At 72.5% G+C, this 10,493-nt stretch carries 10 protein-coding genes; 3 read left to right on the top strand and 7 right to left on the bottom strand.

Going from position 1 to position 10,493, the window contains the following annotated elements:
- Both HMPREF3159_RS02015 and HMPREF3159_RS02010 read left to right on the top strand, forming a co-directional pair.
- Nucleotides 1-401: DUF418 domain-containing protein (locus HMPREF3159_RS02015; protein ID WP_168165359.1), on the top strand; the 401-nt coding region annotated here is incomplete at its 5' end.
- The gene (locus HMPREF3159_RS02010; protein ID WP_070499451.1) at nt 398-952 is read left to right on the top strand and encodes a DUF4031 domain-containing protein; all 555 of its coding nucleotides are present in this window, start codon (nt 398-400) and stop codon (nt 950-952) included. The genes HMPREF3159_RS02015 and HMPREF3159_RS02010, both read left to right, overlap by 4 nt.
- Before the next feature lie 5 nt (nt 953-957).
- Here HMPREF3159_RS02010 and HMPREF3159_RS02005 read toward each other — a convergent pair whose 3' ends face one another.
- The 5 genes from HMPREF3159_RS02005 to HMPREF3159_RS01985 form a co-directional block, all read right to left on the bottom strand.
- Nucleotides 958-2,538 (bottom strand): sensor histidine kinase, encoded by a 1,581-nt coding sequence (locus HMPREF3159_RS02005; RefSeq protein ID WP_070499450.1) that lies wholly within the window; start codon nt 2,536-2,538, stop codon nt 958-960.
- A gap of 31 nt (nt 2,539-2,569) precedes the next feature.
- Complete coding sequence (locus HMPREF3159_RS02000; protein ID WP_070499449.1) at nt 2,570-3,292, bottom strand: response regulator transcription factor; 723 nt, start codon at nt 3,290-3,292, stop codon at nt 2,570-2,572.
- Nucleotides 3,293-3,346: 54 nt separating this feature from the next.
- Complete coding sequence (locus HMPREF3159_RS01995) at nt 3,347-3,802, bottom strand: LapA family protein (protein WP_070499448.1); 456 nt, start codon at nt 3,800-3,802, stop codon at nt 3,347-3,349.
- Nucleotides 3,803-3,940: 138 nt separating this feature from the next.
- On the bottom strand, nt 3,941-5,596 hold the full coding sequence (locus HMPREF3159_RS01990) for a DNA repair helicase XPB (protein ID WP_070499447.1): 1,656 nt from the start codon (nt 5,594-5,596) through the stop codon (nt 3,941-3,943).
- Nucleotides 5,597-5,728: 132 nt separating this feature from the next.
- Nucleotides 5,729-6,508, bottom strand: a complete 780-nt coding sequence (locus HMPREF3159_RS01985) for a hypothetical protein (protein WP_083305747.1) — start codon at nt 6,506-6,508, stop codon at nt 5,729-5,731.
- 237 nt (nt 6,509-6,745) lie between these two features.
- Between HMPREF3159_RS01985 and gndA the strand changes: the two genes are divergently transcribed.
- Nucleotides 6,746-8,206: an NADP-dependent phosphogluconate dehydrogenase gene (gndA, locus tag HMPREF3159_RS01980; RefSeq protein WP_010551144.1), complete on the top strand. Its 1,461-nt coding sequence runs from the start codon at nt 6,746-6,748 to the stop codon at nt 8,204-8,206.
- 133 nt (nt 8,207-8,339) lie between these two features.
- On the opposite strand, the gene HMPREF3159_RS01975 is transcribed toward gndA, so the two are convergent.
- Both HMPREF3159_RS01975 and HMPREF3159_RS01970 read right to left on the bottom strand, forming a co-directional pair.
- The gene (locus HMPREF3159_RS01975; protein WP_070499446.1) at nt 8,340-8,609 is read right to left on the bottom strand and encodes a hypothetical protein; all 270 of its coding nucleotides are present in this window, start codon (nt 8,607-8,609) and stop codon (nt 8,340-8,342) included.
- Between the two features lie 177 nt (nt 8,610-8,786).
- Nucleotides 8,787-10,493: helicase-associated domain-containing protein (locus tag HMPREF3159_RS01970; protein ID WP_070499445.1), on the bottom strand; the 1,707-nt coding region annotated here is incomplete at its 5' end.

Raw genomic sequence — 10,493 nt, 5'->3', positions numbered from 1 at the left:
ACGGCGGCCTCGCGGCCGCCACGCCTACGGTCATGGCCACGGTCACGGCCACGGACCAGGCACGGGTCGGAGCCCGCGACCCCCTCGGCGCGGCGGTGCGCGCCGTCGAGGCGCTCGGCGCGGTCTCGCTCAGTGCGTATCTCGCCCAGTCGGTCCTGTGCCTGCTCCTGTTCCCGCCGTACACCCTCGACCTCGGCGCGCAGCTCGGCAGCGCGGGCGCCGCGGCGCTCGTGCTCGCCGGCTGGCTCCTCATGCTCCCGCCCGCCGTGCTGCTGCGCCGGAGCGGACGACGCGGCCCGATGGAGCACCTGCTGCGCGCTCTGGCAGGATCGAGCACACCCCGCACACCCCTCACACCTCGCACCGCCGACGCCCACAGAGCCCGCGGAGGAACCCGATGACCGTCTTCGCCGACACCCCGCGCTGGCCCCGTCACGGCACCGTGTGGGGACACTTGATCTCGGACGACTCCCTCGACGAATTGCACGAGGCCGCCGCCCGCGCCGGCCTCCCGCCCCGGGCCTTCGACCTCGACCACTACGACTGGCCCGCCGCCTCCCGCGGAGACCTGGAGGCCGCGGGGGTGCGCTTCGTGGGCGACCGCGAGCTGACCCGGATCCTGCTGCGCTCCGGGCTGCGGGTGAAGCTCTCCGAGCGTCCCGCCGCCCGCGCCCGACGCAGCGCCGAGCACGCCGCCGCGCTGGGGCTCGATCCGGTCCCGCGGGACCTGATCGTCGGGCTCCTCGGCCACGTCGATCCGCTGCCGGAGGTGCCCGGCGCCTTTCGATTCACCCGCGATCGGCCGCACGGCAGGGCGCGGATCGAGGCGCACGATGAGGAGGGCCGACGGGCCGCCGAGCGACTGCTGGAGCGCGTGGACCTGCTCGCTCGCGCGGCGGGCGAGGAGGGCTTCGTCGGCCAGGTGATGGACGCACCGGCCGCCCACCGCTGAGCGGATCAGTCCTGCGGGCCGGCCCCGTCCGGGCTCCCGGCGGAGCGGGTCAGCGCGCGCAGCTGGTCCGGCTCCACCTGCTGCTCGGGGTCGAGGTCCGTGCCCTGCAGCTCGATCCAGAAGGTCGCGCCGCCCCCGGGCGTCGGCTGCACGCCGATCGCCCCGCGATGCTGCTGGACGATGGTCGCCGCGATCGACAGGCCCAGGCCCGCGCCGCCGCCCTGGCTCGCCGAGCGGACGCGGGAGGAGTCGGTGCGGTAGAACCGCTCGAACACCTTCTCCCGCTGGTCGTCGTCGATGCCCTCGCCGTGGTCGCGCACCTCGATCCGGACCCGGCCGTCCTCGAGGCGGCCCACCGCGAACTCGACCGGCGATCCCTTGGGGGTGTGGCGGTTCGCGTTGCCCACCAGGTTCAGGATCACCTGGCGCAGCGAGGCCTCGTCGCCCAGCACCCCGAACGGGACGTGCGGCTGCACCGACAGCGGCGTCCCCTGCAGGGAGACGACCATGACCTGCCGGTCCGGGTCCAGGGCGCGCAGGTCCTGGGCGGCGTCGAAGAGGGCGTCGGTGAGGTCGAGCGGCTCGAGGTCGAGGTCGGGGCGCTCGTCGAGCCGCGCCAGGCGCAGCAGGTTCTCCACGAGGGAGCCCATGCGCCGCGCCTCGTCCTCGATGCGGCGCATCGCCGAGGCGGTGTCCTCGTCGGTGCGCAGGGCCCCCATCCGGTACAGCTCCCCGAAGCCGCGGATCGCGGCCAGCGGCGTGCGCAGCTCATGGGAGGCGTCGCCCACGAAGCGGCGCATCCTCGCCTCCGAGGCGGTGGCCCTCTCCTCCGAGGCGGACTGCGCGGCGAAGGCCTGCTCGATCCGCACCAGCATCTCGTTCAGCGACAGCGCGAGGTCGTGCACCTCGAGGCTCGTGTCCGTCACGGGCACGCGCTGGGAGAGGTCGCCGCCGGCGATCTGGGAGGCGGTGGCCTCCACGTCCCGCAGCGGCTCGAGCGCCCGATGGGTGACGTACCCTCCCGCGCCCATCCCGACCAGCACCACGAGGGTTCCGACCAGCACGATGATCAGCGCCATCTCGTGCATGGTGCGGTCCACCGAGGTCAGCGGCAGGGCCACGTACACGCTGCCCTTGTCCGGTCCGGAGTTGACCATCGCGATGACCCGCCAGCGGTTCTCGGCGGAGTCCAGCACCGTGAAGGGGCGCCCGCCGCGCTGCAGGATCTGCTCGTCGGTGAGGTGCGGGAACTGCACCGAGACCTTCCCGGTCCCGTAGTGGAAGACCTCCTGCTCGATCGGCCGTCCCTGCTCGTCGCGGACCTCGACCGCGTACTCCACCGGGATGTACGTGCTCGAGGTGATGGCGTCGTCGTCCCCGGCGAGCTCGTGCTGCGCCAGGGAGAGCATCCCGCCGACCGAGGACTGCAGGTTGTTGTCGACTGACTGGATCAGGGTGCGGTTCAGCAGGAACAGCGACAGGCTCCCGGTGACGACCACGCCGAGCACCAGCAGCAGCGAGATCAGCGCGACGATCCGGGTCCACAGGGACATCGGGCGCTCGGTGCGCAGGCTCGGCAGGGCCACGGGGTGGTGCTCCTCGGGTCGGGCGTCGGGGTCAGGCGCCCTCGGCGGCGCGCAGCACGTAGCCGATGCCGCGCTTGGTGTGGATCATCGGCTCGCCCACCACGTCGATCTTGCGACGCAGGTAGGAGATGTAGGACTCGACGATGCCCACCTCGCCGGACCAGTCGTAGTCCCACACGTGGTCGAGGATCTGGGTCTTGGAGACCACGCGACCCGAGTTCAGCATGAGGTAGCGCAGGAGCTTGAACTCGGTGGGGGACAGCTCGATGTTCACCTCCCCGCGGTGGACCTCGTGGGAGTCCTCGTCCAGGCGCAGGTCGCCGACGACGAGGGCGCTGTCCACTGCCGTCTCCGAGCCGCTGTGGGTGCGGCGCAGCACGGCCCGGATCCGGGCGACGACCTCCTCGAGGCTGAAGGGCTTGGTGACGTAGTCGTCGCCGCCGACGGTGAGGCCGGCGACCTTGTCCTGCGTCTCGTCCTTCGCAGTGAGGAAGAGGATCGGGTACTGCTCGCCGCGGTCGCGCAGGCGGCGCGTGACGGTGAAGCCGTCCATGTCCGGGAGCATCACGTCCAGGACCACGAGGTCCGGCTGGTGCTCGGTCGCCTCCCGGATCGCCTCGTTGCCGGTGGAGGCGGTGAACACCTCGAAGCCGGCGAAGCGCAGGGAGGTGGCCAGGAGGTCGCGGATGTTGGGCTCGTCGTCGACGACCAGGAGGCGTGCCTCGTAGTCGTTCTCCTCGCTCGCAGCAGTCATGGCTCTACCGTCCTCCGTCTGCTTGGGAGATGGCTGGACGTCTCCTGGGCGACCTCAGCGCAGGGAGCGCTGGACCTTCTCCTGCTGCTTGCGCAGCTTGCGGATCGTCCAGCCCATCTGGATCATGCGCACCGAGCCGACCAGGGCCATGACCAGCGCACCTGCGATCGCGGCGAGCAGCATCGCGACGCCGAGGGGGAGGTCGAACTCCGCCCCGAAGTACTGGAAGCGGGCCGAGACGTTGTTCTGGATCACGAAGATCAGCAGCAGCACCAGCACGATCGCGCCGAGGATCAGCGCGATCCAGGTCGTCGCGGTCTTGCCGCCGGAGGAGGGGACCTCGTCCTTCTGCGGGGCGGGGTCCTGGGCGGCGGCGCGCTCGGCGGCGCGTCGGTCGGTCGGTGCGGTGTCCGCGGGACGGGTCGCCTCGGGGGTGGGCGTCTGGTCGTCCGCGGGGTGCGCGGCGCCGTCGGGGCCGGGGGTGCGGGTGGGATCGTCGGGTGCGGTCATGTCGATCTCCTGGGGACGGCCGACGTGGCGGCGGGGAAGCGCCGGCAGGGCCGGCGGGGATGTCGTGCGTGCCCACTGTAACGACGTCGCGTCCCCTCGCCGTGGAGCCGGGCCGACGGATGTGCGGCCCGGGGCGGCTCAGCCCGCGTCGAGCGCCCCGTCGAGCTGCTCGGCGTCCACGATCGAGTAGGCGTAGCCCTGCTCGGCGAGGAACCGCTGACGGTGCGCGGCGAAGTCCTGGTCCTGGGTGTCGCGCATGACGACGGTGTAGAAGTGCGCGGAGCGCCCGTCGGCCTTGGGGCGCAGCAGGCGGCCGAGGCGCTGGGCCTCCTCCTGGCGGGAGCCGAAGGCGCCGCTGACCTGGACCGCGACCGAGGCCTCGGGCAGGTCGACCGAGAAGTTCGCGACCTTCGAGACGACCAGGCGGTCGATCCGGCCCTCGCGGAAGTCGGCGAACAGCTGCTGGCGACGCTTGACCGGGGTCTGCCCGGTCAGCAGCTCCGCGCCGAGGTGCTCCGCGATCTCCTCGAGCTGGTCGAGGTACTGGCCGATCACCAGCAGCGGCTCCCCGGGATGGGCGCGGGCGATCCGCTCGACCACCGGCACCTTCGCACCGTGCGCGGCGCCGAGGCGGGGCCGATCGGAGGCCTCCGCCATCGCGTAGGCCATGCGGTCCGAGGCGGGCAGGGTCACCCGCACCTCGGTGCAGACGGCCGGGGCGATGTAGCCCTGCGCCTCGATGTCCTTCCACGGCGCGTCGTAGCGCTTCGGCCCGATCAGCGAGAAGACCTCGCCCTCGCGGCCGTCCTCGCGCACGAGCGTCGCGGTCAGACCCAGACGGCGCCGGGCCTGCAGGTCCGCAGTCATCCGGAACACGGGAGCGGGCAGCAGGTGCACCTCGTCGTAGAGGATCAGACCCCAGTCGCGGGCGCTCATCAGCTCCAGGTGCGGGTGGACGCCCTTCCGCTTCATGGTGAGGACCTGGTAGGTGGCGATCGTGACCGGGCGGATCTCCTTCGTCGTGCCGGAGTACTCGCCGATCTCGTCCTCGGTGAGGGTGGTGCGGGCCAGCAGCTCGTCCCGCCACTGGCGGGCGGAGACGGTGTTGGTCACCAGGATCAGCGTGGTGCGCTGCATCGCGGCCATCGCCCCGGCGCCGACGAGGGTCTTGCCCGCGCCGCAGGGGAGGACCACCACGCCCGAGCCGCCGTGGCGGAAGCCGTCCACCGCCTCGGTCTGGTACGGGCGCAGCTGCCAGCCGTCCTCCGCCAGAGCGATCGGGTGCGCCTCCCCGTCGACGTAGCCGGCGAGGTCCTCGGCTGGCCAGCCGAGCTTCAGCAGCGCCTGCTTGAGCGCGCCCCGCTCGGAGGGATGAACCTTGACCGTGGTGTCGTCGACGCGCTCGCCGAGCATGCCCTGGACCCGCTTGGCGCGGGTGACCTCCTCGAGCACCGCGCGGTCCAGGCCGTGCAGCACGAGCCCCTGCTGCGGGTCGGAGAGCAGCTGCAGGCGCCCGTAGCGGTCCATCGTGTCCGCCACGTCGATCAGCAGCGAGTGGGGGACCGGGTAGCGGGAGTGGTCCACGAGCGCCGCGACGACGGTCTCCGCGTCGTAGCCGGCGGCGCGCGCGTTCCACAGCCCGAGGTCGGTGATGCGGTAGGTGTGCACGTGCTCGGGCGCCCGCTCGAGCTCGGCGAAGGCCGCGATCGCGATCCGGGCGGCCTGCGCCGAGGGATGGTCGACCTCGAGCAGGAGGGACTTGTCGCTCTGGACGATGAGGGGGCCGTCGGTCATCGGATCAGGCTACGTCCCGTCCGGGCCGGGGAGGGGGCGACGTGAGGGGCGCCTCCCCGGGCCGGCACGTGCACGAGCCCGCGCTCCCAGGACGGGGCGCGGGCTCGGATGCGGGGTGCGGCGGGGCCGGGATCAGGCGGGCAGGGACGGCGTGCGCCCGTTGACCCTCTCGTAGAGCCCGATCTGGAGCAGGACGGTGAAGGGGATGACCGCGATGAAGCCGACGACCAGCGTCCCGCCGATCGAGGAGGCCACCATCGTGATCAGGAAGCCGACGATCGTGACGCCGAGGTTCGACGTAGCCGTCGCTACGGACTCACGCAGCGCCTGGCCGGGGGACGCCCCGCGCAGCGCCGCGGGGATCGCGTAGAACAGCAGCACGGCGGCGATGATGCCGGGGAGGTAGAGGAGCACCGAGCCGATCATCACGATCACGAGCACGAGCACGGCGGTGGTGACCACCCGGCCGGGGCCGATCAGGCCCTGGCGGAAGCTCGGACGCTCGCCGCCGGCGAGGATCCCGCCGGCCTGCGCGGCACCGGCCTGCCACAGCGCTCCGACCACTCCGGTGACCAGCACCAGCACGAAGCACAGCGCGAAGATCACGATCATCTGGCCGAAGGAGGGGGCGCCGCCGGCCGGCGAGGACGTCTCGACCATCGCGATCGAGAGGAAGAGCGTGAGGGCGAAGCCGACGCCGACCACCACGAGCATGGCCACGGCGTAGAGCGCGCCGACGCCCAGCAGCGCGGTCGCGCCGCGCAGCAGGCCGGTGCCCGCGAAGCGCAGTCCCGCCCCGAGGTCGGCGCCGAGGTCGGTGCCCGGGGTCGGGCCGGGAGCGCCGGCCGAGCCCTGCGGTGCAGCACCCGGGGCGCCGGGGGCGGGCTGCGGATCGTACGGGGCTTGAGGCATCGGGCGGCTCGCTCTCGAGGTGTGTCCAGGCATGCGGGGAGAGCGTCCTCCCGCTTCCCCCTGGGTGACGGTACGGTGTTCGCGGCCACCCTTGCGCGGCAAGCGCTGGCACACGGGAACGTCTCGGGCCGGAATTCCCTAGGATGGACCGCGATGGGTCGGGCCCGCGATGCCCGCCGACGCCTTCGGCGCCGCGGTTCGGCCCGGCTCGACAGTCACACGATCTGAGGAGAACCCATGGCCAGCTTTGCCCCGTCCCCTGCCGATGTCGCGGACATCGGCGTCACCGGTATGGCGGTGATGGGCTCGAACCTCGCCCGGAACTTCGCCCGCAACGGCTTCAAGGTCGCGATCCACAACCGCTCCGTCGGCAAGACCGAGACGGTCATGGACAACTACGCCTCCGAGGGCGAGTTCTACCCGTCGGAGTCCATGGCTGACTTCGTCGCCTCCCTGCAGAAGCCGCGCGTGGCGATCATCATGGTCAAGGCCGGCAAGCCCACCGACGCCGTGATCGACGAGCTCGCCTCCCTCATGGAGGAGGGCGACATCATCGTCGACGCGGGCAACGCCCTGTTCGGCGACACCCGTCGTCGCGAGGCCGCGCTGCGCGAGAAGGGCCTGCACTTCGTCGGCTCCGGCGTCTCCGGCGGTGAGGAGGGCGCCCTGAACGGCCCCTCGATCATGCCCGGCGGCACCAAGGAGTCCTACGACCGCCTCGGCCCGATGTTCGAGAAGATCTCCGCCCACGTGGACGGCGTCCCCTGCTGCACCCACGTCGGCGCCGACGGCGCGGGCCACTTCGTGAAGATGGTCCACAACGGCATCGAGTACGCGGACATGCAGGTCATCTCCGAGGCCTACGACATGATGTCCAAGGCGCTGGGCATGGGCGCCTCCGAGATCGGCGACGTCTTCGCCGAGTGGAACAAGGGCGATCTGGAGTCCTTCCTCATCGAGATCACCGCCGAGGTGCTCCACCACACCGACCAGACCTCGGGCAAGCCCTTCGTCGACGTCATCCTCGACCGCGCCGCCCAGAAGGGCACCGGCGCCTGGACCGTGCAGACCGCGCTGGACCTCGGCGTCCCGGTCACCGGCATCGCCGAGGCGACCTTCGCCCGCTCCACCTCCGGCTCGACCCCGCAGCGCGAGGCCGCTCGCGGCGTGCTGAAGGCCGAGGCGCAGACCCTGGAGATCGCCGACAAGGCGCAGTTCATCGACGACCTCCAGAAGGCGCTGTACGCGGCGAAGCTCGTCTCCTACTCGCAGGGCTTCGACGAGATCGCGGCCGGCGCGAAGGAGTACGGCTGGGACATCGACCTCGGCGCGATGGCGCGGATCTGGCGCGGCGGCTGCATCATCCGCGCCCGCTTCCTCAACCGCATCACCGAGGCGTACGAGCGCGACGCGAACCTGCCGCTGCTCCTGGCCGATGCGTACTTCACCGAGGAGATCGCCAAGTGCATCCCGGCCTGGCGCCGCATCGTCGCCTTCGCGGCGGCCTCCGGCTACCCGGTTCCGGTCTTCTCCTCGACCCTGTCCTACTACGACGCGGTGCGCGCCGAGCGCCTCCCGGCCGCCCTGGTGCAGGCCCAGCGCGACTACTTCGGCGCCCACACCTACCAGCGCGTGGACACCGAGGGCACCTTCCACGTCGAGTGGACCCAGGACCGGCGCGAGACCAAGCAGGACTGATCGACGTACTGCGAGGTACGAGCGGTAGGAGATCAGTCGATCGGACGCAGGACTGATCGCTCGGCGCTTCGCCGCTGATCCACGAAGGCCCCGGACCGAGCGGTCCGGGGCCTTCGTCGTGGAGCAGATGGGGTCAGTAGTCCATGCCCGAGTTCGCGACCGAGACGATGACGATGACGTAGATGACGATGAGGATGATCGCCAGAACCCAGCAGATCGCGAAAGCGATCCAGGCCCACTTCGTGAACTTGCGGGCGGTCTCCGGCTCCTGATCGGCCTTGAGATAGCCGAGCAGGCCCAGCACGCCGGGCAGGACGCCGCCGCAGACGAAGCCGACGATCATGGCGATCAGCGCGTTCTTCTTGGTCTTCTCGCTCGCGGCGTTAGGGACGGGTGCGGTCATGGGAAACCCCTCTTTCCTGATGATCGTGCCCCGAGACGGTTGCGCCCGGGCCCCAGGGAGGCGCTGAGGTCGCCCCGTGCCTGGCGAGCCGAATAGTACCCCGATGCAGGAGGTGCTCCGCCATGGGGAGTGCTCCCCATGGACCGATCCGTGACCTGCACGGCCGCAGGGCCGCGTTCAGCCGAGCGTCACCCGGTGCACGAGCACCGCGAACTCCTCCTGGCTGCCGGACTCGCGGGCCCGCAGTCGGCCGCCCTCCAGGGAGAGCGGGAGGGCCTGCTTGACGACCACGCCGCCCTGCCCGTCGACGATGCCGAGCGGAATCTCGGCGGACCGGGCGATCGCGTCCAGCAGCCGGTCGGTGACGCTGAGGTCGGTGCCGCCCTCCTCAGCGTCGCGGATCCGCGCGACCGCCTCCGCGGCGGGGATCCGCAGCTCCGGGCCCTCGACGGTCACGAGATCGGGATCGACCGGTCCGGGACGCAGCGAGTGCGACAGCTCCTCGGACACGGGCTTCCCGTCGGGGCCGACGGCCTGCGGCGACAGCCCGGCCTGCCGGGCGATCTGCAGGGCGAAGCCCGGATCCGAGAGGGTCACGGCGACGGTCGGCGCGAGACGGTGCAACCCCAGCGGCACCGCCTCGGACGCGGCCTGCAGCAGGTCCAGCACCTCGGGCTCGGCGGTGAGGACGGTCGAGGCGCGGGAGACCTGCACCCGCCCGTGCCGTCGCTGCTCGTCGCGCAGGAGGTAGGTCAGGGCCTGCGGGACGGGGGAGCGGGAGACGTCCTCGAGCAGGGCGAGCAGCGCCTCGGCATCGCGGCCGTCGCCGAGGGCCCGCCTCACCGTGGCGGCGCTGAAGCGGAGCGTGAGCGCGCCGCCGCGGGAGATCACCTCGGTCCAGTCCAGCAGCGGGAGCAGGCGCTCGGCGGGGCGGCCCGGGATCACGGCGGTGAGGTCGGCGTCCAGCAGCACCTCCTCGACCGGGGCGGGGGCGACCTCCTCCAGCGCCGCGGCGAGGCGGGCGTCGGCGGTGGTGATGTCCTCGTCGAGGGCCGGGACCAGTGCCTGGCCGAGCACGGTGAGGCTGCCGCCGTCGAGCACGCCGAGTGCCCGGCCCTCGACCAGCAGCGCCGAGGTCTCCTCCCGCAGCACCTCGGAGGGCACCAGCGGGAACGCCCAGGCGAGCGCCGCGACGAGCGAGTCCTCGGTCGCGTCCACGCCCGGACTCGTGCGCAGCAGGCGCAGCAGGCTGCCGCGCCGGGTGCGCACGCCGTCGCGTCGGGTGTGGTCGGACAGCAGCGAGCGGCCCGTCCCCGAGGAGTCGGGGGTGCCGACCACGGCGGCGAGGTGGTGCCCGCGTGCCCAGGCGAGCACGAGCTCGGCCCAGCGCTGGGACGGGGGCAGCATCCGGTGCACGTCCCAGTCGCGGGTGGGATGCCACTCCTGGCCGTCGTGCCCGATCAGCCCGGCCTGCCAGGCGCTCTGCAGCACGGTCGCGTGGTCCAGCAGCGGGGCGCCGGCGCGCTCGGCGAGGCGGCGCAGGTCCCGCTGGGGGAGTCCGCCGCGCTTTAGCACCCCGGGCGGGTCCTCGTCGAAGCTGCGCACGGTGCCCAGCAGGCGCAGCGCCTCGAAGGCCCGCTCGACGGCCTGGGCGGTGCGGGAGCCGGGGATCCGCTCGGTGGCCTCCGGGCCCTCGGGCACGGGGCGCTGCGCCGTGTGGCTGCGACGCACCCTCCCGTCGCGCAGGGCGAGGTGCACGGAGCGGGGGATGTGCAGGCTCTCCCCGTCGGGCTCGACGATCCCGGCCTGGCGCAGCGCGGCGGCGAGCTTCCCGCTGCCGGTGACGGCGCTGGGCCCCCAGGCGAGCGCGTCGAGCGCCGGGCC

The sequence above is a fragment of the Brachybacterium sp. HMSC06H03 genome (assembly GCF_001807385.1).
Lineage (GTDB): Bacteria > Actinomycetota > Actinomycetes > Actinomycetales > Dermabacteraceae > Brachybacterium > Brachybacterium conglomeratum.
Note: the sequence above shows the minus strand (reverse complement) of the source record. Positions and strands in the feature narration are given on the sequence as shown.

Coding starts and splice junctions, on each gene's coding strand:
- HMPREF3159_RS01985 (WP_083305747.1), bottom strand. CDS start 6,508: ATGCCTCAAGCCCCGTACGATCCGCAGCCCGCCCCCGGCGCCCCGGGT.
- HMPREF3159_RS02000 (WP_070499449.1), bottom strand. CDS start 3,292: ATGACTGCTGCGAGCGAGGAGAACGACTACGAGGCACGCCTCCTGGTC.
- HMPREF3159_RS02010 (WP_070499451.1), top strand. CDS start 398: ATGACCGTCTTCGCCGACACCCCGCGCTGGCCCCGTCACGGCACCGTG.
- gndA (WP_010551144.1), top strand. CDS start 6,746: ATGGCCAGCTTTGCCCCGTCCCCTGCCGATGTCGCGGACATCGGCGTC.
- HMPREF3159_RS01995 (WP_070499448.1), bottom strand. CDS start 3,802: ATGACCGCACCCGACGATCCCACCCGCACCCCCGGCCCCGACGGCGCC.
- HMPREF3159_RS01990 (WP_070499447.1), bottom strand. CDS start 5,596: ATGACCGACGGCCCCCTCATCGTCCAGAGCGACAAGTCCCTCCTGCTC.
- HMPREF3159_RS01975 (WP_070499446.1), bottom strand. CDS start 8,609: ATGACCGCACCCGTCCCTAACGCCGCGAGCGAGAAGACCAAGAAGAAC.